Genomic DNA, 26,333 nt, shown 5'->3' on the forward strand with positions numbered 1-26,333 from the left:
GGAGCAATATATCAGCCTAACTTCAAGTAAATCGAGATGAATATCAGGACCGCATTAAAGCTGACCATCGCTTTCACATTTTTGTTTTCGGTAGCTGCTTTTTCCCAGTCTGCAAATAACATGGTAAAGCTCAATCAATTAGGGTTTTATCCTGAAGCTCCGAAAGTTGCTATTTCACCTTCATCCTCAACAAGCTTTCACATTCGAAATGCGACAGATGGAACCGTTGTATATCAGGGAGAATTTAGTGTAAGCAGAAATTACTCTCTGTCGGGAGAGCAAGTTAAGGTTGCGGACTTTTCAGATTTTAAAACTCCAGGCGAGTATGTTTTATATGCAGACGGAGGAGGGAAATCGTATCCATTCAGCATTGAGAATAATGTATTTGGTGAGCTATCAAAAGGATTAACAAAGGCTTTATACTTTAATCGTGCCTCTGTTCCTCTAACGGAAGAGTATGCAGGCGAATGGGCGAGAGCAGCCGGACATCCGGATAATCAGGTAATTATACATCCTTCAGCTGCTACAGATAATCGGCCGGCAGGGTCAAGGATTTCTTCGCCGGGTGGATGGTATGATGCAGGTGATTTCAACAAATATGTAGTTCCTATTTCTTCCAGTATCAACCACATGCTTTTTGCTTACGAGCAGTTTCCAGAATATTTCAATGATCAGGATCTGAATATCCCCGAAAGTGGTGATAACGTCCCTGATGTTCTGGACGAAGCAGCCTTTGCCCTTCGGTGGCTGTTTACCATGCAAGATCCAGACGATGGGGGAGTTTACAATAAACTGACACACGCCAACTTCCAGGGCACCGTAATGCCATCTCAGGCAACTGCCGATCGGTACGTTGTTCAAAAGGGAACAGCAGCCACACTCGACTTTGCCGCTGTAATGGCTCAGGCTGCTCGTGTATATGAGCCTTTTCTGCCCGACTTTGCTGACTCAGCGTTAGCTGCAGCCGAAAGTGCCTGGGCCTGGGCTGAAGCAAACCCAAATATGGAGTACAATCAGGGAGCCATGAATTCAGCCCATGATCCTGATATTGGAACCGGAGCTTATGGAGACGGTAATTTTTCTGATGAATGGTTTTGGGCAGCTTCTGAGCTTTACATCACTACACAAAATGATGATTATTACAATGACGGAGGCTGGAGCAATGTTGGTAATTCCGGATGGGGAAATGTTCAGGCTCTGGGACTTTTTTCATTATTACATCATCGCCAAAACCTAACCAGTGTTGGTTTAGCTGACACCGCTTCAATGAAACAAGCACTGCAAACTGGATTTAGTTGGTATGTAAGTAGTGGAAATAATTCACCCTATCGTTCACCTTTTGGAATTGAGTCTTGGCAGTTTAACTGGGGCTCAAACGGTGGAGCAGGAAATCTGGGAATGGCTTTGTTTATGCTTTATCAAACAACCGGGCAAGACCAATACTACAATAGCGCACTCCATGTTATGGATTATTTATTGGGAAGGAATGGAATTGGATATAGCTACGTGACGGGATTTGGCGAACAAACTCCAATGAACATTCATCATCGTCAATCAGAAGCAGATAACATTACCGAACCTACTCCGGGATGGGTGGCTGGCGGAGCAAATCCCAATAATCAAAGTCAGGATTGTGGAGTAGGAGCTTATAACTCATCATTAGCCGCATTGGCCTACCTCGATGATTACTGCAGTTATTCTACCAATGAAGTTACGACCTACTGGAACTCGCCTTTTATTTATCTCTCAGTAGCTTTTGAGGCTACTACACCCGAGTATACTCACACCACAACAAAAACGATTTCAGTTACGGGTCCTGGGTCAGATTCTCTTTATGATGCCGGATCTGAAATAACACTGGAATGGACAGCTAGTGATGTCAATACAGTAGATATCTCCTATAAAATCTTTTCGGATGACGAGTATACTGAGATTGTGTCCGGAGTCAATGCCTCCGTAGGAAGTTATGAAGGTTTTGAAGTCCCGGATGCAAAGGGAGATTCTATTTTATTCAGAATTGAAGATTCTTCTGATGCTGAAAACTGGGCTCAGTCGGCCATTATCAAAATTACCCCCGGGAGATCGGTCACCGGCATTTCGGTCGATACGCCTAATGGTAACGAACCCGGAAAAAGATTGTATTTGGGCTGGAATACCTTTCTGGTGGATAGCGTGGATTTGTATTACCGATTCGCAAATCAGGAAGAACCAACACTCATTGAAGCAGGCTTAGAGCCAAATGAAGACTTCTATTTTAGATTTAGTATTCCTGAAAATCCGCCTGCGGATACTTTATACATTCGAATTCAGGATAGCGATGATCCCACTATTTTTAGAGAATCTGAACCGCTTCTTATTTCAATATCTGTGGGGACTGAAGGCGAGTCTTTAAACCCTAACACTTTTGAGCTCAAACAGAACTATCCAAATCCTTTTAATCCTACTACTCAAATTGAGTTTAACCTTGCCGGCGCTTCTTTCACCAAGCTGGAAGTTTTTGATGCCAGTGGCCGGTTGATTAAAACATTAGTAGAAGGGATGAAACCGGCAGGAACACACACAGTCACTTTTGATGCGGCAGGGCTCGCAAGTGGTGTTTATATCTATAAGATTCAAAGTGAAGGGCTCACAGCCACTAAAAAAATGCTTCTTATCAAATAACTATGGAAAAGGTTAAAGGTTTTCTGATACTGGCATTCTTAGGAATCTACTCAGGATTAGCAGTTGCACAAACTCCACTCCCTAAAGTCAATCAGCTTGGATACTATCCGGATCTCCCTAAAATATCCGTAACTCCGGAAATTGAAGCCTCGGTTTTTTACATAAAAGAAGCAACAAGTGGAGAAGTCAGGTTTACGGGTGAGCTGGAAGAAGGCGGGTTAAATATACCATCAGGGGAAGAGATCAAGATTGCTGATTTTTCAGATTTCAAAGAGCCCGGTACATATGTTCTTGAGGTTGAAGGCGGAGCGACTTCCCATGAATTTGTGATTGGCAACGAAGTATTTGAAAATGTTACCGATGCGGTGCTTAAAGCCTACTATTTCATGCGGGCTTCTACGCCACTTGATGAAGAGTTTGCTGGTAAATGGGCACGCGCGGAAGGTCACCCGGATCAGAACATAATGATCCATGCGTCAGCTGCAACCGAGAGCCGTCCCGAAGGCGTCATATTTTCATCTCCTAAGGGATGGTATGATGCTGGTGACTACAACAAGTATGTGGTTAACTCGGGGATCAGTACTTATACGTTGCTGTTTTCTTTTGAACAGTTTCCAGACTATTTCAAAAAACAGAGACTTAATATTCCTGAAAGCGGAAATCACATTCCTGACATTTTGGATGAGGCACTTTGGAATCTTCGCTGGCTGATAACGATGCAGGATCCGGAAGACGGAGGGGTATATCATAAGCTTACCACGGCAAATTTTGAGGGAGCCGTAATGCCGGAAAACGCTAATAGTCAGCGTTACGCGGTAATGAAAAACACTCCTGCCACACTCGACTTTGCAGCGATGATGGCTCAGGCTGCAAGGGTATACAAAGATTATGAACCGGCTTTTGCAGACTCGGCATTAACTGCAGCAAAAAAAGCGTGGCTGTGGGCTGAGAAAAATCCCGATGTTCTTTACAGGCAAAATAGTATGAACCAACAATATGAACCAGATATTGTTACTGGAGCTTATGGAGACAGAAATGCTTCTGATGAGAAATTTTGGGCTGGCGCTGAGCTGTATATTACTACCGGAGATAAATCATACTACTCTGAATCGGGGTGGAAGTCTGAGCAATTCTCAATCCCGGATTGGAATGATGTTCGGGCATTAGGTCTCTATTCTCTTGTTCACCATTCAAAAAACTCCGATTTAAATCTGAATCAAAAGGGGTTGATTGAGAAATTAATGGAAATGGTTGATACTCATGTATCAGCTTCGGAAACGGCCCCATATCGCTCACCTTTTGGTCATGATGATAGTTACTTCATGTGGGGATCTAACGGTCATGCAGGAAATGTGGGAATGGCTATTCTTCAAGCTTATCAAATAACCGGAGATGAAAAATATTATGACGCAGCTCTTCATGTTGCGGATTATTTGCTGGGGGTTAATCCTACTGGTTACAGCTACATTACAGGCTACGGTGATAAACGGGTGATGAATATCCATCACCGGCCCTCTGAGGCTGATGGAATAGAAGAACCGGTACCGGGCTTGGTTTCAGGTGGACCTAATCCACGGAATATGAATCAGGATTGTGGGGAGGAGATGTATCCAAGCAAACTGCCGGCGCTGGCCTTTTTAGATAACTGGTGCAGTTATTCTACTAATGAAATTACCATAAACTGGAATGCTCCGGCGGTTTTTCTATTTAGTGGGCTGGAGGCTTTAAGGCCAGAAGATTAACCCGTTAGATTCCTATTTATCTAGAGAGACAACCTCAACACTGTTCAGAGTCCTTCCTAAAAACCGTTCTGCCAGTTCATGAAAACGCTGGGGTCTATCACTTACAAAACATTGGAAATCGCCGCCGTCTTCGTTTAAGATTCCTAAACCATCCAGTTTTACTTTCGCCGATTCTGCAATGGATTCAGCTGAGTCAATGATTTCGATATTTCCATTTTTAAGAACTTTTGGAATCACATCTTTAAAAAGGGGATAGTGTGTACATCCCAAAATAAGAGATTGAATTCCGCTGTCATCAAAATCATCCAGATAATGGTGTAGGGTTTGAATGGCCACTTCATTATCAATCCATCCTTCCTCAGCTAAAGGCACTAAAATAGGGCAAGCCTGCTGGGTAACTTTTATGGTTGGATCATACGCATGAATTGATTTTACATAAGCTTGGGAATTCACTGTTCCCAGGGTTCCAATAACTCCAACATGCTTATGGTTTGGCAGAGAAACAGCGTTTTTAGTTCCTGCAGTAATTACATCTAAAACCGGAATATCCCCAGCGGCCTGAATGATTTCTTCTTTGGCGGACGCCGATACGGTATTGCAGGCAATGAGAATCATTTTCACGCCGCGCTTTAATAAAAAATTGGTGATTTGAAGCGCGTAAGCACGCACCGTTTCCTCTGATTTTATTCCATAGGGAACCCGTGCGGTGTCTCCGAAATAAATAATATCTTCGTTGGGGAGGGCATCAATCACAGCTTTGGCTACGGTAAGTCCGCCAATACCTGAATCAAAAATCCCAATGGGTGCGTTCTTTAAATCTTGCAAATGGAAGTATTTAGGAGTAGTTGTTGTTTATTTTTCTAAAATTGGTACCTCAGTAAAGTCACCGCTGCGAAGGCAGAGGTTTGAATATTTGATAAGGTAACTATTTAGGGTTTATCACCATCTAGATTCCGGCTTTCGTCACGGAATGACTAAGCCACATTTCTTATCAATTAATTAAAACTAAAATCCTACAGAAGGAATTAAAAGTTGTTATAAGGTATTCAATTCTTAAATCTTAATACAAGGCTTTGTAATTTGTTCCTATGAACAACAAAACAATACTATTTTTTCTATTTCTCTTATTCACATCAACCCAGCTTTTTGCCCAGCAGGAACCGGACACTCTGAAGGGTGATCTCGGTGAGGTTGTGGTTACCGGCTATGAAGGCAACCGAAGCGTCATGGAAACGCCCGGCGCCATAACGAATGTAGATGCCGCACTGGTTGGTGGATTTGATGAAGGCTCTCTACTCTACGGATTGAATACTGTTCCCGGCGTTCGGATTGAGCAGCGTGCTCCCGGAAGTTATCGGGTGGCGATAAGGGGGAGCTCGCTTCGTGCGCCGTTTGGAGTGCGAAATGTGAAGGTTTACTGGAATGGAATTCCTTTTACAGAACCATCCGGAAGTACTCCTCTTAATCTGCTGGATGTGATAAACATGCAGGAAGTAGAAGTGATCCGTGGTCCGGCAGGAAGTATTTATGGGGCTGGAAACGGTGGAGCTCTTTTACTGGAAAGCCGCCAGTCCAATCAAAATGAAGTGGGAGCGGGGTCGATGTTTGGTTCATATGGCTTGCAGAGATACTCGGCATACGCTCAAAATCAGTTTGAAGGAGGAAATCTCAGGTTCAATTACTCAAATCAGCAATCAGATGGCTACAGGGATCAATCCTTTTTCAATCGGCAAACAGCAGAGCTTTCGGGGCGATTTCAGCTGAGTGATAAGCAGATTCTAAAAACCAGTTTTTTGTATTCAGATTTGTACTACGGAATTCCGGGAGGATTAAATCTGGATCAGTATCAAAATGACCCAAGTCAGGCCCGGCCCGGAAACCCATTTGTGCTTGGAAGTGTAGCATCGAATGCGAGCATTGACCAACAGGCTTTTCTTGCCGGAATTTCTCATGATGTACAGATATCGGATGATATTTCTAATCTGACTACCCTATATGGTACGTTTAGTGCTTTCGAGAATCCGTTCAACTTGGATTACAAAAAAGACAGCCGAAAATCAGGAGGAGGGCGAACCCGCTTTTACTTTGACACTGATATTGGAGAAGTAAGAACCCGCTTTACGGTCGGGGGTGAATTTCAGGCCGCAAATTACGCAGCCCGAAACTTTGAGAATGATACCAGTGAAGTAGGTCCGCTTAACTTTGATGATGAAATTAAGATTCAGTCATCACTGGTTTTTGTGAATACTGAAATTGATTTGCCTAACGATTTTTATTTGACAGCAGGTGTTAGCTATAACCGACTGGAATATAGTCTGAATCGGTTGGTAACTAATCTTCCCGGAGATACAACCGGCCTTGCCGAGAAAACTTTTGATCCCGAGATTATTCCAAGAATTGGGTTGCTCAAAAAAATATCTCCGGCGCTATCTCTACATGGCAGTATCAGTTACGGGTTTTCACCGCCAACTATTGAAGAATTCAGAACCAATGAGGGAAGTATAGCCCTGAACCTGGAAGCTGAACAAGGAACGAATTTTGAAGTTGGTGCAAGAGGTTCTTTCGTTGATGCAAGGTTCACCTACGATCTGACCACCTTCTACTTCAAGCTGGATGAAACGATTGTGCAGCAGCAATCCGATCGGAATTCGACGGTCATTTTCAGGAATGCAGGAGCCACAGATCAATACGGAGTTGAGTTGGCCACGAAATGGGCAGTCATTCAAAACCCTGAGAACTTTCTTCAACAGCTGGATTGGAACCTCTCATATACCTACCACAACTTCGAGTTTAAGAATTACATAAACGATGGGAACGACTACTCAGGGAACAAACTAACGGGCGTTGCTCCTCATACGATTGTTTCGACATTAAGGGCTAAAACAGAGCTCGGGTTTTACGGGAATCTGTCCTATAATTTCACCGATGAAATTCCTTTGAATGATGCGAATACCGTGTATTCAAATCCATACCATTTAGTTCAAACCAAAGTTGGTTTCAAAAAAGAATTCATTGAAAATTGGACACTCGACCTCTTTGTAGGCATCGATAATTTGCTGGATGAAAAGTACAGTCTCGGGAATGACTTGAATGCGTTTGGAGATCGATTCTATCAGCCGGCAGCGCCAAGAAACTGGTTTGGCGGGGTGAAGGTTAATTATAGATTTTAAATGCTAAATTTTGAATGTAGTACAAGCCGTACATTCAAAATTCAGCATTCATAATTTCCAATCTTTCACTTAGAATTTTTTCGCTAGCACTACAGTTTCTTTAAACGTCTTATTCTTGCCATTAGCACTGTTGTAGGCTTCAAAAAGTACGATGTAAATTCCAACTCTGTTTTTGGTACGATCATCTTTTAGTCCATCCCAAATTATGGAGCCTTCAAACCCGGCCTGCTTTCCATCTACCAGTTCTCGCACTTCCCGTCCATAACGGTCAAAGATTCGAATGCGCAGTAAATAATCCGGTTCTTCAAGTTTATAGTTGATGAAAAGATTGTCATCGAAACCGTCATCATCGGGAGAGAAAGGATTGGGAGTGAAGGTGATTCCGGTTTCATCAGGTCCTGCACCGGCTTGTTGGAAAATGGAATTTTGTTCGCCCGGAGTACCACCGCTTACCTGTGTGCTGGAACTCCAGTTTGAGTCATCATTGCTCGGACCGTCAGGGTCAATGCGTTCGATTGAAACTCCGTCCGTATCGAAGAGATTCGGATTGTGCCAGCTTTCATCATAGAACACCGAATCTATAGTTGTTCCGGTGCTATCCGCCAGATATACGGCATCATCCGAAGAAGCCAAACTCAAGTTGGATCGATCAGTTCGGATGAAGAATTGATCGGACGGGTTCTGAAATTCAAAATATTCGGCAAGCTGACTCTCACTGAAATCGGTAGCATCATCTTCGGCGTAAAGCACGGCTATACCACCAGCCGGAATCCATTTGAACTGAGAGGTGACCGGTTCAATGGATCTAATCTCGTTATTTTCATCCGGTTCATCATGAATGAAAAAGCCTTCCAGAGAAACAGCGTACTCGGCTCGATTGTAGAATTCAATATATTCGGTTTGGTCAGGAAGATTGTCGTCAGAGTTAGCCAGTGGATCAAATAAAATCTCGTTGATAACAATGTTGCCCGGAGCAAGAGGTTGTGAAACTTCAATTGTAAGGTTCTCTGAAGTATTTCCTCTGAAGTCAGAAACGCCTGCGAATGAAACATTGATTGGCTCGCCCGATGGATAAGGATCTTCACCCAAAATTAGAACATTGGCGTTCTGGGGATCATATTCGACGATTGCTGTAGGGACTTCATTCACATTAATAGGCCCTGCTCCAGCTTCGCGAATAAATTCTGAAAAAGCGACAGAAATTCTTCCATCAGATCTGAGTTTAGCAAAGATGATTTCAGGAGCTGTTTGGTCGGGTTGAAAAACGGAACTTTGAGCTCCGGCACTGCTTCCGGTTGGGGAAGTATTGGTTGCCCAGTTACTGGCATCATTGGAAGCCGATTCCGGATCTTTTCGCTCCAATGAAACACCCGGTGTGTTGCCGCCCCAGGTCTCATTATAAAACACGCTATCGATGATGACGCCATTTTCATTTTTGATGACTACAGCATCTTCACTGTCATTAAGAGAAGGAAAACCGGATAGGTAAACACGGTCTCCGATCATTTGTTTAGCCAATGAATTTGTACCGGCAAAATTCTCTGAGTCCGTTAAAACCAGATAGGAGTCGCCACGAATAATGGTGCCTTCAGGGATAGTGGTTGAACTTGTGGCATCAGAAAAAGTCCAGCCAGTGAGGTCGAAGTTTTCTGTGGTTCGGTTGAATAACTCAACAAACTCTTCAGACTCTGCACTTTCCCGTCGGTAAAGGATTTCATTTACAATTACATCACCGTTATTAACCGGGGAGAAGACCACATATTCAAGCTCAACAGAGTCAGGCTGTGAAGTATTTCCAAAAATGTCTCTTTGCTCATTTACGACGATCGATAAATTCTGTCCACTTACCAGCGGTGTTGCAAGGACAAGCGTAAGTGCATTGCCATCATAATTAGCAACCTCAGCCACGACAGGGGAGGCTGTGGTGGGATAGTTTTCTGGATCTCCGGCACGGACTGAATCAACTCGCTCGTTAAAAACAAGACCTACTGAATCAGCTGCTGCAATAAAGGCATTTTCTAAAACAGGGGGCTTCTCATCTTGTTCAATCTCGTTAGCTTGTCCGGGTGTAGCTTTGTTTTCAGAAGGCGAATCCCCCCAGTTTTCACGATAGATTGAGGGGAAGTCAGGACTTCTGCGCTCCAGAGAAACACCTTCACCACCCCATTCAGAAGAATAGGCTAAGGAATCGATCAGTAAACCTTCTGAGTTTCGGATTACGATGGCATCTGTGCTGTTGTTGAGTGAAGAAAATCGGCTTCCTATAATCAGCGTATTGCTGTTTGGGAAGAGATCGAGGAAAGAACTGTCGGGCCCGATGACAACATAAGAATTGGCTACAATTTCAAAGCTGGCAGCTGTAATAGCTCGCCGGTTGCCGGTATTATCATTCAAAGTCCAGTCCTTGAGATCATAGTTTCTATTCGTTGGATTGTACAGCTCAATAAACTCCGTGAATTCATCTTGAGGCTCGTACATGAACTCGTTGATGACTACATCCTTATTTCCTGCTTCAGAGATATCAATCAGGAAAAATTGAGCTTCAAGTCCATTAGATACGTTTCCAAAAATATCAGTTTGGTTGTTGATGATGAAATTGTAGTACGTGCCATTGGTTTTCCGAGCTATTTTCTCAGAATACGAAAGTAAAACAGTGTCAGGAGCCAGATAAATGAGTGAGTCAGGCAGTTGTCTATTAATTTCTGAACTAACCGGAATCAGGAGCTCGTAATTATCTATGTCAGTCGCCGCATCGGGTTGGATACGTTCCGTGAAAATTATTTGAAGAGTTTCGTCATCTAAAACAGAAAGACTTTCAATAGCAGGGGCAGTTTCGTCTTCGGGGATAAGATTGGGAAGTCCGGGAGTGGCTTTGTTCTCGGAAGGAGAAGTGCCCCAGTTTTCCTTGAACACCGGAGAAAAATTGATGCTCCGCCTTTCCAGAGAAGCTTCGTCCCCACCCCAGTCGGAAGAATAAGTCAAAGAGTCGATCAGTTCACCATCAGCATCCCGAATTACTACGGCATCGGTAGAATTATTAAGGGATGAAAACCGACTGCCAATAGCAAGAAAGGGAGTGTTGGGGTAGTTTTCAAAGATGACGCTATCCGGAGTCAATATCACATAAGAGTTCGGATCTAATGAATAGTCAAGATCTGATATTACCCTTTGGTTTCCTGAATTATCATTGAAGGTCCAGTTCCTCAAGTTGAAAGCACTGTCGGTTGCATTGTAGAGTTCCACAAACTCAGAAAGAAGTTCAGGCGGGTCGTATAAGAACTCCGTTATAAAAACTTCACCGGAATCAGGATCAGCATAATTAATGATTAGAAACTCACCACTTAAACTTGAAGCTACATTTCCAAAAATATCAGCTTGGTTGGAGATGGTGAGTTCATAGTTAGTTCCACTATCCTCTCGGGGCAGGGAAGTGGTATAGGTCAAAAGGACGGTATCGGGTGCGGTAAACGTAATGTTTTGGATGTCCGGAGGGGTAACATTCCCAGCCACTGTTGAAAGAGTATAATTTCCCGATGTCTGTGCTGGTCCGGCCTGAATCCGTTCATTAAATATTACCTGAATTTGACTATCAGTTATCACAGAAATCTTATTGATCTCAGGAGCTTCTTCGTCGGGTTCAATGGCGTTGGCAGCTCCGGGCGTAGCTAAGTCAGCAGAAGGAGAATCTCCCCAGTTGGCACTAAACTCGGATGGTAAACTCAAGCTTCTGCGCTCGAGTGAAACCTCGTCACCGCCCCAGGCTGAAGTGTAGGTTAGAGAGTCTATGAGTTCACCGCCAGCATCCCGAATTACGATGGCATCGGTAGAATTATTGAGGGATGAGAACCGACTGCCAATAGTGAGCAATGGAGCATCCGGAAAATTCTGAACCAAAGTACTGTCTGCCGTTAAAATAAGGTAAGCATTTGGGTTGAGCGTGAAAGTGGTATCTGAGATAGCCCGGCGGGTTCCGGTATTGTCATTCAGAGTCCAATCTTGCAGGTTGAATGCGCTGTCGGTTTGGTTAACAATTTCAATAAACTCAGCAAGCCCTTCACCGGGATCATACATAAACTCGTTGATGGCTACTTCTCCCGAATCAGGTTGGGCATAATCAATCCGAAAGAAGGAACGGGTTAGGTCTTCGGTTACATTTTCAAAAATATCAGACTGATTAGAAATGACAAGCTCGTAAGTGGTTCCATCAGGCTCGCTTTCAAAATTGCTATCATATTGTAATAAAATAGTATCGGGTGCGGTAAATGTAGCCGATTGTAATCCGGGAAGAGTCCCTGCAAAGGAAGATTCCGCAGAAAGCTGAAAATTGGAGGTATTACTAGCGGGAGCGCTTAAAATTCGTTCGTTGAAGATCAGCTGAATAACATTATCAGAAATAAATGAAATTGATTCCAGATCGGGCGGAGTTGTATCAGTTGGAATTTGATTTACAGCGCCCGGAGTAGCCAATTCAGAGGCAGGAGAATCGCCCCAATTTTCCCGAAAATTTCCTGATAACTCAACATCCTTACGCTCGAGTGAAATTTCATTACCGCCCCAGATACTGGAGTAAGCAACGGAGTCTATAGTAACTCCATTTTGGTTTTTGATGATGATGGCATCTGAGCTGTTATTGAGTGAAGCAAATCGGCTTCCCATATCTATAAGATCGGCATCCGGAAAAGAGGAAGCGATGGTGCTGTCTGGGGCCAGGATTACATAATCACCAGCCGGCAATACAAAGCTGCCATTAATTATAACTTCGTCATCATCGGTATTATCGCTGAAGGTCCAGTTCTGAAGATTGAATGAGCTATCTGAGTGATTATACAGTTCCAGAAACTCAGAGAACCCATCTGCCGGATCATACATAAACTCGTTGATAGAGACCTGACCTGCTTCGGCGGTAAAAATCACGAAGTAGTTAAAATCAATTTCACGATTGGCAGTATTCCCAAATATATCGGTGAGATTATTGGCGCTGAGCGTCCAGTCTCCATCGTATTCTTCCAAAGCGGAATTCAGCGTCAATCTGATGGAATCCGAAGCTATCTGACTTACAGAAGAAATAGCGGGTAAAGTTGGAGTGCTTGCGCCCGCCTCCGGATTTTGACTCAACGAGTAATTTCCAACAGTTTCAGCGGAGGTGTTTTCGGCTCGTTCTGAGAGAACCAAGAGTAAGGTTTGGTTGTCTTCCACTTCCAGAGAAGAAATAGAAGGCGCTGTTTCGTCAGGTTGAATTTGATTGGTGAAACCGGGAGTCCCAAAATCAGGATCGGGGCTATCTCCCCAATTCTCTAGAAAAGTAGAAGAGACCGTAGGGTCACGACGTTCAACGGCTACATCTTCGCCACCCCAATCGCTATTGTACTGAAGAGAATCGATGAGGGTGCTATTGTCATCAAAAACCCGAATCTGGTCTTCTCCATTATTAAAGGCAGGCAGTGAGACTTGTAAATAGTTAGCCTCACCATAAAAAGTATTCAATACAGAGGTATCCGAAGAAACGACTAAAAAGCTATCGGGCAGTAGGGTTAAATCAGAGAATGAAAGGGTGCTTAAGGAATTGTTGTCGCCAAGTTGCCAGTTTTGGAGGTTCAAATATCGGCTGGAGGTATTTCGCAGTTCAATATATTCGGCTGTTCCCGTTGGTGGGTCTTTTAAAAACTCATTGATAACCACATCTCCGCTTTGATAATCATCATACACAAAGAAAGAGAAACTGGTATCAGCCAATGTGGTTTGGTTGGCAGCATCTTCAATGGCTGAAATAGAAAGAGTGTTCTGTCCGCTTGCAATAGTATTTGCAAAGGTAATTCGTGCTACATCGGAACTCTGTTGGCTAATCGATTGGGGATTAATAGAACCCGGATTTAAGGTGAAGTCTGAAACTTGAGCTGTAGCGAAATCTATATTCCGAGAAAAAGTGACATCTATTTCGGTGTCGCTATTGGTGGTAACGGAATTGACCTCAAGAGGTGGAATGTCAATTTTGAAATCATAGAAAAAGGCATCAGAACGGCTGCTCGAATAGATGTTTTTAAATCCGAAATGGGTAGCCGAAGTGTACGTATTATCGGTTCCGGTGTCATCTGTTGAAAGCACTCCGGCATACCCTTCAGCAACTTCTAAGGTCCAGTTTCCGGAGGCGTCTCGGGTGACTTTCACCCGGAAATCTCCACCCGTACTTATGTCGGTAGTTCCGGTGAGCACTTCATTAGCTTCCGAACCATTGGTTACTCTGAAAAGACGGAAAACGTCGCCACCTAAATTTTCGCCACCTCTAAGTTTATACCCGTTAAGATTTGAGGTTAAATCCTGAGAGTCACTCATCAGGTAGATTTCTGCTCGGTTTCCATCAGAGGGAGAGAAGCCATCAAGCCGAACAAAAAACTCCCAGATTCCTTCTACATCAGTTGATGGAATACTCAGGTAAGAAGTGCCGGCTCCAGTGGCCACTTGTTGTAGCAAAGTGTTCCCATTCTCTTCGATAAAATCAAAATCACCAGTTGTGCCAGACCAATCGGAAATATCCTGATCTGAAAAATCATCTTCGAAGTTAACGGTTTGAGCATTTAATGTGCCTGAAACACCAAAAAGTAAAAGGAGTACCCACGTTTTCATGTCAAAAGAATAGCGCGAAGAGTTTATTAAATCAAACTATAATGAAGGGGTTATCCATAATAAGAATGCAAAAAAAATAGGGTAAAAGGATTTTCCACCTCTTACCCCTGGAAGGACATTGAGAATGTGGTCACATTCTCAAGGCAATGATTAGTTTTTTTCTCTTATGTTAGCTGTTTAGTTAGAGCGATGAGATGGGAACTCCTTACAGATTTTTTGTACTTTTTAAGAGAAAATAATTTCAAGACCTAACTTCATAAAAATCAGTAGTGCGTATGCGAAGTCTTCCTTTTTCAATTGAAAATTTAAACGGCGGATTCATGAAAGTGGAAGGAATTCTGCGCGTGGAAGAAGAGAATCTGGTTTTTGAATACCAGAAAAAAGATGCTGTAGTTGAAGCTTATCAGTCAGACTTAAAAACCGAGACAGTCACCCTTTCAGAACTCGATATGCTGGAGTACAAGAAAGGCTGGTTTAGCGCAAAGTTAATTTTGCATGGAAAGCGGGCTTCTTCTTTTGGAGAACTCCCCGGTAAAGAGTTAACTGAACGTGTGCTTAAGGTTAAAAGAAAACATCGCAATATAGCAGCCAGCATTTCATCAAATCTGAATCTCAAACTGTCTGAGAAAAAACTTAATGAGCTGGAAGATTAGTTATGAGTATTCCTTTTAATTATTCGATGTATGAAACCAAGGATGTTCAAGTCACGGTAAAAGAGGTGAAAGGAATTCTAAGCTTTATGGATCGAGAGCTCCTTTTTGAGTACAAGGTATATGACATGCATGGAAATGCACTGAGTAATCTGTCTAAGTTTTCAATTCAGCTGGAGCACATTAAGCGCCTGAAATATAAAAAGGGATTTCTTTTTTCTGGCGGGAAATTGATTCTTGAGGCAAATCAGTGGGCATTTTTTGAACCTATTCCCGGAAGTGAGCAAGGCTTACTTAAGTTGAACATCAAGCGAAGAGATAAAAACGAGGCGATAAGATTTTCAACAAAAATGAATTTGTACATGTCTCAGCAGCGCCTCGATAATATGGATGAGTAGAAAAGTCTCAAAAAATAGTTCAAGCGTCCGCTTTGACGGAAGCTTGTTGTAGTTATTTAGTAAAGATCTTGAATTCAAATAAAAAGGAACAAGCGAGATGCTTGTTCCAGTTTTAGAGATTAGGACACATCTTAAAATGTCCCCTTATAGTATGCTATTTCAAGAACCCTTTCTTCGTCAGTAATTCCGCGTTCAAGATTGCACCGCCGGCAGCACCGCGAATGGTGTTATGCGCCATCGCTACAAAGCTTACATCAAAAACTTCGGCTTTTCTCAAACGACCGATATGTAACTGCATTCCATTTTCAGCATCGGCATGAAGACGAGGCTGAGGGTAATAGTCGTTATCATGAACGTTATATAACGCCTTTGGTGAAAACGGGAGGTCTAATTCACCAATCGGGTTTTTATAGTTGTCATAGGCTTCATTAAGTTCACTCAGGTCAGCCGGTGGATTTTCGAGCTTAACGGTTGCCGAAATCATATGTCCGTTGATGGTAGGCACGCGTGTTGCCGTGGCCTGTACATCGAACTCAGGTAGTGTAAGGCTGCCATCTGACAGAGAGCTCAATAGTTTGCGAGTTTCAGGTCCTACTTTAGGCTCTTCCCCGGAAATAAAAGGAACCACATTTCCTAAAATATCAAGACTGGCAACACCGGGATAGCCTGCTCCGGATACAGCCTGAAGCGTGGTCAAAATCAATGCTTCGATTCCAAAGGTATCATACAGTGGCTTCAAAGCCAGGGACAATGGAACTGCTACACAATTTGGGTTTGTAACAATCCAGCCGCTGCCATCTTCAGTAAAGGTCTGGGTTTTGATAAGGTCGGTATGATCCGGGTTGATTTCAGGAATCAATAAGGGAACAGTAGGATCCTGCCTGAAATTTTTGGCATTGGAGATAACCGGTATTCCTGCCTCTGCAAATGCTTTTTCAATTTCTCCGGCTACTGATGAATCTAATCCTGAAAACACAAAGTCTACATTTGAAAAGGCTGATGGCTCACAATTTTGAACCGTCATTTCCTTTACATAATTAGGAAGTACGACATCTTCGATCCAGTTGGCCGCGTCTTTATATTTTTTGCCGGCAGAACGTTCTGAAGCACCAAGGGCTTCAATTTCAAACCAGGGGTGTCCCTGCAATAAACGGATAAATTTTTGTCCAACAGCACCGGTAGCGCCAAGAATTCCAACTTTCATGATGATTGAGTGAGTATTGTTATCAAAATTAGTGAGCATCAAAAATAATCATTCTGAAAGCTTTATGTGAATATTTTCTTTTCAAAATTATTAGATAAAACATGTTGGTCATTCCGTCCTTGAGAACGAACCTGAAAAGGGAGAAAGATTCAAATAACATCTATACCTATTCAGATGCTGAATCGAGTTCAGCATGACAGCGTTAGGGGAACGGGATAAAATCAGGGTAGTCCCAAAATCCTTCACAAGTGGTAACGATGCTCTGCGTCGTTATCGGCGCTCCGAGGCAGAGCATTACAGCAAGAGTCGTGACAAAATTTATACTCTAATCCGTGATGATCAGTTCAATCCGCTTTATCCGTGTTCCATAAATATGTGAATCAGCAAAGCACTTCCATCCAACCAATCAGAACTATATCTTTGCATCCATGAAATTCATCTACGGAAAGATCGAAGAAAAAGCACCTCAGTTCTATGCCTGGCTGGTATTGGCACTGTTGATGCTGATCTACATCTCCAGCTTTGTGGATCGGCAGGTTGTGGCGGTTCTGGGAACGGCGATCAGGGATGATCTAGGTTTATCTAACACACAAATCGGTCTGCTGTATGGACCGGCTTTCTCTCTGATCTACGCTATCTGCGGAATGTTTATGGGGTGGTTTGCGGATCAGTTTTCCCGAAAGCGCATTATCTTAATCGGCTTGTTGATCTGGAGCCTGATGACTGTAGCCAGTGGATTTGCCAGCTCGTTCGTCTTTCTCATTACCGCGCGGTTTTTTGTGGGGGTGAGTCAATCGGCGTTGAGTCCGGCGGTATATTCTTTATTGGCCGATTACTTTCCACACGAAAAAAGAGCCCGGGTTTTCTCGCTGTATGCCTCAGGTATTTTTGTTGGAGTAGGTTTGTCGTTTTTGATTGGAGGCTCAGTTGCGGAATTATACGATTGGCGGGTTGCTATGAAAACGGTAGGCTGGCCAGGAGTTTTATTATTCGTGATTGGGTTTTTGTTGATTCGGGAACCAGTCCGAAAGTCAGATAAGGGAGGCCGCAAATCAGCTGATTTCTTCAAAGTCCTGAAATACATCCTTCAAAAGAAAACCGTTCGCTACCATCTGGCAGGATTCTCCCTATTGGCACTCAGTGGCTATACCATTTTGGCTTTCATCGGAACCGTGCTGAATGACACTTTTGAAATGCCGTCGCTGATTTCCCAATATGGCTGGTTTATGTTTGCAACGGGACTAAGCGTAAATGCTTCCGGTTGGCTGGCTGATTTTTTCGCCAAAAAAGGGGGTCCCGAAAAACGGTTTGTGATGGGAATCGTAGCCGCACTGGGCGGACTTCCATTATACTATTTCGGGTTGATGACAGAGTCAGCAATAGTAGCCTTCTTCTTGATCGGCATAGCGAATGTGATTTCTTCCTCCTATAACGGAGTGGCAGCTGCACTCATTCAGTATTTTGTGAAATCAGATATGCGGGGCATGGCCGGCGCAGCTTATTTATTTGTGGTGAGTATTGTGGGATTTGGAATCGGCCCGCCCATAACCGGCTGGATGATTGACCATGTGTTTACCGGCGTTTATGGACCTTCCAAGGCTTTGTTGCTGGTATTCACCGTATGTGGAATTTTGGCTACGTTCTTCTTTTTGAAAGCGATGCAGCACTATTCTGAAGATGCGATAAAAGAATAACCCCGTCATTCCTGCGAAGGCAGGAATCTGATTCTTTAGTTCAGCTAGTCTTTAAAACCCGAATGTTGCAGAAACCTACTCGAGTAAAGGTCTCAACGCTTTGTTCTCGATAAAGCCGGATAAATGCATAACATATTCCCCTTTTGAATTAAGAAGTACAATCCCCGGAACACTTTGAATATTCAATTTCTGAGCCAGACGAAGAGATGAGAGCCTTTGTCCCTTATAGCTGTGCATTGTTTCATTATCATCCCGGTTGATGCGTGTTAAAACATAATTCTGACTGAGGTGTTCTGCTAGTTCCGGATACACATCTCGTTTCATCTTCCGGCACCAGCCACACCACGGTGCCCATACATCAACAAAGATTGGCAAACCCTCGGATTCAGCAAAAGATAGGGCTTCCTCGAACGGCTTCCAGTCCAGCTTTTCCTGAGCAAAAGCTGTGGAGGACTTCAGGCCACTAAATAGAATAGAGGCCACGAGCACAGCTAATAAAATGGACAGTTTTTGCATGGTCGTTAAGTGTTTGGCTTAGCGTAAATTTAGTCGTGCCCCTATAGTCAAAGTGCGGCCAACGATCGGTCCCCAAGTGTAAATAGTATCAAACTCAGGACTAAAGGGTGTGGCGGAATCAACCAAAGGGGTACCCTGTGTATAGTTGAAAATATTTTCAGCCGATAAGTAGGCTTCAAATCCTACTCCTGCTTTATCATTAACGCTGGAGAATTCCTTAGTGATTTTAATATCATGCACACTATATACAGGCGACTTTCGCTCACGCCCAAAATCTTCCACATAACTATCCGGCATGCGCTTGGAGCCAACCAAATTCCCCGAATAACTGATGGTGGCATCTAAACTTCGCAGCTGATAGCTTGCCCCAAAGTTGCTAAGAAAATCAGGGGCATAGGTGAGTGCCTGCCGATTTCCATTTTCCTGAGTGAAGACGTCCATGAACGTAAAGCTGGCATTATAGCTAAATGGTAAAACCGTAAGATTTTGATCAAGCGCTACTGAAAATCCCTGCGTAACGGAATAACCATCCAGATTTTCATAGACAATCAGGTTAGGGTCTTGATCGTAATCGGGGATAATTTGATTCGAAAAACGAGTATAGAATCCGTCTACACTCACCGTCATTGGATTGGTGCCAAAGGGTATGACCTGTTCAATACTTGCGGTAACGCTGCGGGATTCTTCAGGATTCAGGTCTTCAGTAAATACTACTTCCCGAGATCCTGTTAAAGCAGCATGATCTTCGGTAAATACATTCACAACCCGAAAACCAGTGCCTCCGCTTGCACGCAGCGTAGTTGAATAACTGGGGCTGTATTTGGCTGAAAGCCGTGGAGCGGATACAAATCCGTGTTCGGTGTGATGGTCTATACGAAGTCCCCCGAGCAGGGTAAAATCAGCGATATCCAATTCAGCTTGGGTGAAAACCCCTGGAATAAACCGGAGGTCGGCACCATCGGAGGTAGCAGGGGTGTTGTCATTGTAAGATTCATAGCGGAGGGTGCTTCCTGTTAGAATCCGCAAGCGATTGGATAGCGGCTGATCCCATGTAACTTGGCCAAAGGCAATATTTTGGGTGGCATCATAGGCTTCATCACCATAATAACTATCCTGTGCATGATAGGTTAGTGCAGTGTTTATACGCAGCCTCTCACTTAAACCTGCCGGGCGATATTCAGTAATAACTTCAGCACGTTGAGTATAAATGGACTCTCCATAAATTTCACTGGAGCCGCGCAGTTCATCGGAAAATCCGGGTACACCGCCGGTTCGGTCTTCATTCAAGTATTTAGCTGCGATATTGAAACGCTGTTCGCCGTTTCTGCCTTCTAAAACACCTTTCCCAAAAAGGGCTACTCGTGTTTGTTTGGCTTGGTCACTGAAGCCGTCATTGTTGTTGTCAAAGTAGTTCTCATTTCGATTGAGGTTGCCACTCACAAACCCTTTAAACCGACCAAATTTTGGTGATGCGGCAATGTTAAGACTGCCTTCTTGTGTGATGCTTTCACCATATGCATCAATAGTAAAGGTGGGAGTATTTGATGGATTTTTGGTGATAATATTTACCACTCCACCAAGTGCCTGTGTACCATATAGGGTCGATTGTGGCCCCTTAATCACTTCTACCTGATCAATAATAGATGGACTGATTCCATTCAAGCCATATACCGAAGCAAGTGCCCCCTGTATGGGCATTCCATCAATCAGAACGGCAGTATTGGGGCCTTCCACACCGTTGATTCGTATGGCGTTGGTGCCACAAACTCCACAATTTAATTGGGTGGAAAGGCCATTCACATTACTCACCAAGTCCATAAAATTAGAGCTGGACCTCCCCTGACTGAGGCGCTCAGCATTTACGACTTCAACTTTAACTGGTGAATCTTTCACGAAGGTTTCTCTCATGGTGCCGGTTACGACTACCTCGCCTAACTCTGAGGAAGTTTCTTCCAGGGTAAGATTGATGGTTGTCGATTCCTCCGCAGTAACCTTTACCTCCCTAGTCACTTTATTGAAGCCTATGTAGGAGGCTTGTAGCTTATGAGTTCCTTCCGGGAGATTGGTTATTTCAAAGTATCCGTCGGCATTTGTTACCGTGCCGCGCTGAAGATCTAAAATCTTAATATTCACTCCGGGCAAAGTCAGCCCATCATGGTAAACGGTGCCCTGAATTTTTCCGAAGCTTGATTGTGCAAAACTAAGTGTTGCTGTTGCTACATTAAGTGTCGTACAAAAAAGCAGTAGAATATATGTTTTCATGTCTGACTAATTTTTAAAAGAAACTATAGCTAATTATAAAGTTAGTCAAGGCTAATAAATTATTAGAATAACGTGCCCAAAACTCCGTCATTCCTGTGCAGGAAGGAATTTGGATGTTTGAAATAACTCGAGGGGATTGTAACGGGCAACCAGATCCCGGACATACGCCGCGGGATGAGAGTCGGGGTGTCATGACTTGGAGCCGAGAGTTCTTGTTCGCTTCGGATTTATTAATTAATCTTACATTTTAGAATCAAACCAATATCCAGTTGACTGAATTTTCAAACGCAATTGTGCGTAAACCTGGGAAAAGCATGGTCGATGGGTTGACCACCGCAAAATTGGGCACCCCTGATTATCAGAAAGCCGTAGAACAACACAAGCAATATGTTTCTGCGCTGAAGGAATGCGGAGTTAAGGTAGAAGAACTGAAAGCCGATGAACGGTTTCCCGATTCCACTTTTGTAGAGGATGTCGCTTTACTTACTCCTCACTGTGCCATTATTACGAATCCCGGCGCTCCTTCAAGGAAGGGAGAAGTCAACGCCATGAAAAACGTGATTCAATCCTATTATTCAGACCTGGAAGAAATCACAGCTCCGGGAACGGTGGAGGCCGGGGACATTATGATGGTGGGTGATCACTATTACATTGGCTTATCGGATCGGACGAATCAAATTGGGGCAGAGCAAGTCATACAGATTTTGAATAAGTATGGGATGAGTGGATCGGTGATTGAAGTAGGAGAGATCCTTCATCTGAAAACGGGGATGAGCTATTTGGAAAATGATACCATAGTGGCCTGCAGAGAATTTTCATCTCATCCGGAATTGGATAAATTTACAATCATTGAAGTCCCTGAGGAAGAGAGCTATGCAGCAAATTGTATATGGATCAATGGCACAGTCATCGTCCCCGAGGGCTTTCCTGTAACAAAGCAAAAGATAGAAAAAGCCGGCTATTCAACGATAGCCGTAAATGTCTCAGAGTTCCAAAAACTGGATGGCGGTTTGAGCTGCCTTTCACTGAGGTTCTGAGTATTTCAGGAATTCACTTAATAAATCAAATTAACAGTCATTCCTGCGAAGGCAGGAATCCTAATATCTGAAATAACTCTAAGGGGTTATAATGGGTAGCGACAAGAAACGCGTGTAAGTTATACGTACCTTTTGTTGCCGAAAATTACTATTTCAAGAACTAAGACCTATTGATGGAAAAAACCAAGCAACCCTGGCCAACTAAGGACGCCATGGAGCAGATTTATGAAATGAATCTCTGGGGAGATAATAACACTGATTTTTATTCAGGCGCAGGATCGCATCACCCTGAATTAGTAGATCCATATATAGAAGTAGTAACCTCGTTCTTAAACTCTTTTGATGACCCTCTTGTGGTCTGTGATTTAGGCTGCGGAGATTTTAATGTCGGAAAAGAATTGGTAGCCTACACCCGAAAGTATATGGCTGTAGATATAGTGGCCGACCTGATTGGGCGCAATAAAGAAACATTTAAAGCAGAAAACCTAGAGTTTTATTGTCTGGATATTGCAGCAGACGAGCTGCCTTCAGGAGATTGTGTGCTGCTAAGAAATGTACTTCAGCATTTATCGAATACGGAAGTACAGGATATTGTGAATAAGCTGGCTGATTTCAAATATGTTGTTTTAACAGAACATATTCCTGAAGGAGATTTCATACCCAATAAAGACATTATTTCAGGACAAGGAATCAGGCTTAAAAAGCAAAGTGGTTTAGACTTATTAGCACCTCCGTTTAATCTTGAGGTAAAAGAGGAGGAAGAGCTATTGGCCGTACCATATGAGGATGGCAAAGGAATTGTGGTAACTACGCTTTACACGATGTTTTATTGATTCTTAGTCAATGTAGTTATGGTGATCAAAATGGAGAAAGATTTTTCGGAAGTGTCCTCAGAATGACGGTTACTTTTATCTAACCAATATCTAGCCAAGTCTCCAGTCATTCCTGCGCAGGCAGGAATCTGGATCTTTAATTCGACTACTTTCCTTTTCAAAAAACCAGATCCCGGAATGCGCCGAGGGATGACTGTTATAAAAGCCATTCACTTGAAGGAAAGACTAATTTTTGATCTTATTCGCCCTAAACATCATATCTGCAGCTTGCAGGATTTTCATCCGCAACTGTTCGTTGTAATTCGGTCGTTCGTCAAGGAAATTTCTAACCGTAGTAACGGCCTCATCAGAAGAGTGATTTCCTAGTGTTACATCCAGCCAGCGTTTTGGGAAAAAGATATCACCGGTTACCTGAATTTCCTGAAGCAGCTCAAGACTCGGTAAAATATATTTCGCGGATTGATTGGTTCTGAGGGGATGATGTAAATATCCGATGGCTCCTAAAACCCAGGATTCAGTCTGGCGGTTTTCCTCATCTTTAAGAGATTCGAAGAAAGCGTCCCGAACAGTCGCATCCGGAGATAAAGCAGGCTTAATGAATTCAAAGCGCCGTTGACGGTCCGGGTTTTCGATGCGGTCGGTTTGTGCTTCAATAATATCCACAGCCTGATCGGGCATTTTAACGGCGAGGTTGCCAGCCATACTTATGTAGTCACTTTCAGAAAGGTTTAGTCCGTTAATTTCAAGATCCTCATTCCAGATATCATATACTTTTTGAATTTGATTATCAGAAAGGGCAATATTTCGGAAAGCATTAAAGAAGGTCTTTTTCTTACTGCTTTCATCTTGTTCCAGCATTTCAGACCAAAGGATTTCCTCCAGATCTTCGTTGATTTCTTCTCGTTCCTCATCCGTCAATAAATCCCAATAGATGGTCTGTAACTGACCGAGAGCAAGATTTAACACGAGTTGGTTTTCTTCGGTTTGAATGATTTCAGAAAGCCGGTTAAGATACTCGGGCGGAGCTACTCTATTTTGCTCCAGCATATTTTCAAAGAGGTTAATGAGATGTGAGCCCTTACGCACTTCCTTCATATGCGGCCATGCATCTAATGTTTTAAGATCTGCCGGAAAGAGTCCATATCCTTCACCATTTGCATTAAAGACTTTATGAGGTGCTTTCAATTCATTCAGCGTTGCAAATTCAGAAAGGGTGTCGCTAACCACGGTAAAAGATTTTGCAACTGAGTCCTTATCTAAAATCCAGATGCTTGTTTGCTGAGACCAGATTCGGTTCTCTTCAGTCGGGTCTTCCTGAATGAGCACATCATATTCCAAGGTAGAATAGGGAAGTTCTTCTTTAATATACTTCCAGCTAAAGTGTGGTCGACCTGAGGTATTCACCCAAACCTCGCTCCAGCGAGCCAGATTATATTCTGTTTTTTCATCAAGAATCTGAATAAGTGCAGGCCAGGTGGCATTCCCAAAGGAATAGTCAGATAAATATTCTTGAAGGCCTTCCTGAAGCGCTTCTTCACCAATCAGCAGTTCGAGTTGACGCATCATTATAGGAGCTTTATTATAAATGATAGACCCATACATTTGCCCGGCTTCGTTTAGGTTCCGCAGGTTTTGTCGGATCGGATTTGCTCCTTCCGTTCGGTCAACTGAGTAGGCGCTGGGATGATGCCTGACAAGAAAATTAAGATCATGATTGATGTCCGGGAAATTGGGATTCATGATTTTAGCTGCCATGAAATTGGCAAATACCTCTTTGGTCCACACATCATTGAACCACTCCATAGTTACCAAATTGCCAAACCACATATGGGCGGTCTCATGAGCAATCAGGCTGGCCCGGCCTAGTAATTGAGTTTCCGAAGGATCTTCATCCAAAAACAAACTCGAAGCCCTATACTGAATAGCTCCAACGTGCTCCATTCCTCCGTATTGAAAATTGGGAATGAGGGCAAAGCTGAATTTTTTGAAGGGATACGGAATTCCTGTGTATTCCTCCAGCCATTCGAGAGAGGCTTTGTGGAGGGTAAAAATGTCATCCAGATTACGCTCTACTTTCTCACTATCTGTTTCACGGTGCAGAAGAGTCATTTCCGTACCATCTACATTTCGTGTAAGGGATTCAAAGTCTCCGGCTACAAAAGAAAAAAGGTATGAACTGATTAAGTCGGAAGGGGCAAAATCTAAAACGCGGATAGAATCTTTGGTGGATTCAGTTTCAAGGGGACCATTTGAAATGGCTTCCCATGATTCAGGAATTTTGAGGGTTAAATCAAAAGTGGCTTTCAAGTCGGGCTGATCAAACAGAGGGAAAGCTGTTCTTGCCCGATCAGGGACAAAAAGCGTATATAGATATTCGGGATTTCGGTTCAGGGAAGTTTCCCCGGCAGTGAATTCAATACCGATTTCATTCAGCCCTTCATTAAGTAAATCAGAGGGGAGAATCAGGTGTTCTTGTTGAAATTGAATATCCGTCGGCTGGCCGTTAACCGTTAGTGATTTGAGGTTCTCCGGGCTTTCACGGAAATCTAGCTGAAGGTTATTTGCTGTGCTTTTTAGATTGAATCGAATTGTTTCGGAAGCAGGAATAGATTCTGATTGTTCTTTTGGAATTCTGAAGGTCAGGTCATATTCCAAGTCAGAAATTTGAGCCTTTCGGAACTGAGCTAATCCTAAAGATACCCCCGGTTCAACTGAGGGCGCGCTATTGCAAGAAGTAAGCAGAAAAGATGAAATAAATGCAAAACACAGAAGAACTGTAAATCTCATAATCGTTTATTATTAGCCTAAAAGATTAATCTATCAAGAATCAATATTATTTCAATTGATGAATTGTAAAAAGTCTATTGACAAGTAGAGCTATTTAAGAAACGCGGTCGATCGTTACCTCAAAGACTAAATTGGTATTAGCAGGAATGTCTTCTCCAGCTCCACGACTTCCATAACCGTATACTGAAGGGATATAAAGAATAATGGTTCCACCTTCTTTAATCTCTTGTAATCCGATTTGCCATCCTGTAATAACTCTACCTAAGGACAAAGAAATAAATTCATCTTCGTCTGTTTCATCGAATACAAACCCATCCGATAAGCGGCTTCCTGTGTAAGACACTGATACAAAATTACACAGACTTGGGGAGCGTCCACTGCCTTCTGTAGTAACCACATAACGCAGTCCTGACTTGTGAACCTGAGCCTCAATTCCTCTTTCATCAAGATAAGCATCGATGGCTTCGATATCAGCTTCCAGCTGACTTTCACTTACATTGGTATTTGGTTTCTGACCACAACCGGTATCTAAACAAGAGGTGAACGTCAATGAAACGATAAGGCAAAGAATGATAAGACTGAATTTTCTTATTGAATGCATGTAGTCAATAGATAATTGTTAATTTTTCGGAAGCAAAAAGATAAGCGGTTCTGAAGTAAATGACAGAATTTTTGCTGAAATAAAAACGCTCCGACGCAGAGCATCGGAGCGAGGGTAAAAAAGTGAATAACAGTCAGAAATAGGGGCAGTCAGATGA

The 26,333-nt window shown here is 43.1% G+C and carries 16 protein-coding genes; 8 read left to right on the plus strand and 8 right to left on the minus strand.

Translation table 11 applies throughout. The features are described 5' to 3' along the window. Nucleotides 1-36: 36 nt before the first annotated feature. On the plus strand, nt 37-2,661 hold the full coding sequence (locus CL667_05845; GenBank protein ID MAL17213.1) for a hypothetical protein: 2,625 nt from the start codon (nt 37-39) through the stop codon (nt 2,659-2,661). A 2-nt stretch (nt 2,662-2,663) separates the two neighbouring features. Next, the gene (locus CL667_05850) at nt 2,664-4,403 is read left to right on the plus strand and encodes a cellulase (protein MAL17214.1); all 1,740 of its coding nucleotides are present in this window, start codon (nt 2,664-2,666) and stop codon (nt 4,401-4,403) included. A 12-nt stretch (nt 4,404-4,415) separates the two neighbouring features. Here CL667_05850 and CL667_05855 read toward each other — a convergent pair whose 3' ends face one another. Then, a complete protein-coding gene (locus CL667_05855) occupies nt 4,416-5,228 on the minus strand; it encodes a glutamate racemase (protein ID MAL17215.1) in 813 nt (270 codons plus the stop codon). A 263-nt stretch (nt 5,229-5,491) separates the two neighbouring features. Here CL667_05855 and CL667_05860 point away from each other — a divergent pair, with 263 nt between their 5' ends. Continuing rightward, a complete protein-coding gene (locus CL667_05860; protein MAL17216.1) occupies nt 5,492-7,573 on the plus strand; it encodes a TonB-dependent receptor in 2,082 nt (693 codons plus the stop codon). Between the two features lie 69 nt (nt 7,574-7,642). On the opposite strand, the gene CL667_05865 is transcribed toward CL667_05860, so the two are convergent. Then, nucleotides 7,643-14,194 carry a hypothetical protein gene (locus CL667_05865; GenBank protein MAL17217.1) on the minus strand — a complete coding sequence of 2,184 codons (6,552 nt, stop codon included), beginning with the start codon at nt 14,192-14,194 and terminating at the stop codon, nt 7,643-7,645. A gap of 275 nt (nt 14,195-14,469) precedes the next feature. On the opposite strand from CL667_05865, the gene CL667_05870 reads away from it, so the two are divergent. Together CL667_05870 and CL667_05875 are read left to right on the plus strand one after the other, a co-directional pair. After that, nucleotides 14,470-14,847 carry a hypothetical protein gene (locus CL667_05870; protein ID MAL17218.1) on the plus strand — a complete coding sequence of 126 codons (378 nt, stop codon included), beginning with the start codon at nt 14,470-14,472 and terminating at the stop codon, nt 14,845-14,847. A 2-nt stretch (nt 14,848-14,849) separates the two neighbouring features. After that, on the plus strand, nt 14,850-15,242 hold the full coding sequence (locus CL667_05875; GenBank protein ID MAL17219.1) for a hypothetical protein: 393 nt from the start codon (nt 14,850-14,852) through the stop codon (nt 15,240-15,242). Between the two features lie 154 nt (nt 15,243-15,396). Here the strand turns inward: CL667_05875 and asd are convergent, their stop codons facing one another. Next, nucleotides 15,397-16,446: an aspartate-semialdehyde dehydrogenase gene (asd, locus tag CL667_05880; GenBank protein MAL17220.1), complete on the minus strand. Its 1,050-nt coding sequence runs from the start codon at nt 16,444-16,446 to the stop codon at nt 15,397-15,399. 428 nt (nt 16,447-16,874) lie between these two features. Here asd and CL667_05885 point away from each other — a divergent pair, with 428 nt between their 5' ends. After that, nucleotides 16,875-18,140, plus strand: a complete 1,266-nt coding sequence (locus CL667_05885) for an MFS transporter (GenBank protein ID MAL17221.1) — start codon at nt 16,875-16,877, stop codon at nt 18,138-18,140. Nucleotides 18,141-18,215: 75 nt separating this feature from the next. Here the strand turns inward: CL667_05885 and CL667_05890 are convergent, their stop codons facing one another. Next, on the minus strand, nt 18,216-18,656 hold the full coding sequence (locus CL667_05890; protein ID MAL17222.1) for a hypothetical protein: 441 nt from the start codon (nt 18,654-18,656) through the stop codon (nt 18,216-18,218). Between the two features lie 18 nt (nt 18,657-18,674). Further along, a complete protein-coding gene (locus CL667_05895; GenBank protein ID MAL17223.1) occupies nt 18,675-20,918 on the minus strand; it encodes a TonB-dependent receptor in 2,244 nt (747 codons plus the stop codon). A 314-nt stretch (nt 20,919-21,232) separates the two neighbouring features. On the opposite strand from CL667_05895, the gene CL667_05900 reads away from it, so the two are divergent. Together CL667_05900 and CL667_05905 are read left to right on the plus strand one after the other, a co-directional pair. Then, complete coding sequence (locus tag CL667_05900) at nt 21,233-21,955, plus strand: N(G),N(G)-dimethylarginine dimethylaminohydrolase (GenBank protein ID MAL17224.1); 723 nt, start codon at nt 21,233-21,235, stop codon at nt 21,953-21,955. Nucleotides 21,956-22,128: 173 nt separating this feature from the next. Next, the gene (locus tag CL667_05905; protein MAL17225.1) at nt 22,129-22,788 is read left to right on the plus strand and encodes an SAM-dependent methyltransferase; all 660 of its coding nucleotides are present in this window, start codon (nt 22,129-22,131) and stop codon (nt 22,786-22,788) included. Here CL667_05905 and CL667_05910 read toward each other — a convergent pair. The 3 genes from CL667_05910 to CL667_05920 form a co-directional block, all read right to left on the minus strand. After that, nucleotides 22,782-22,997, minus strand: a complete 216-nt coding sequence (locus tag CL667_05910) for a hypothetical protein (protein MAL17226.1) — start codon at nt 22,995-22,997, stop codon at nt 22,782-22,784. The two genes, CL667_05905 and CL667_05910, sit on opposite strands and share 7 nt — an antisense overlap. A gap of 16 nt (nt 22,998-23,013) precedes the next feature. Next, a complete protein-coding gene (locus CL667_05915; protein ID MAL17227.1) occupies nt 23,014-25,575 on the minus strand; it encodes a peptidase M1 in 2,562 nt (853 codons plus the stop codon). Between the two features lie 94 nt (nt 25,576-25,669). Next, nucleotides 25,670-26,176 carry a hypothetical protein gene (locus CL667_05920; protein MAL17228.1) on the minus strand — a complete coding sequence of 169 codons (507 nt, stop codon included), beginning with the start codon at nt 26,174-26,176 and terminating at the stop codon, nt 25,670-25,672. Between the last annotated feature and the right edge of the window lie 157 nt (nt 26,177-26,333).

Origin of the sequence: Balneola sp., assembly GCA_002694685.1 — a bacterium.
Taxonomy (GTDB): Bacteria; Bacteroidota; Rhodothermia; order Balneolales; family Balneolaceae; genus Gracilimonas.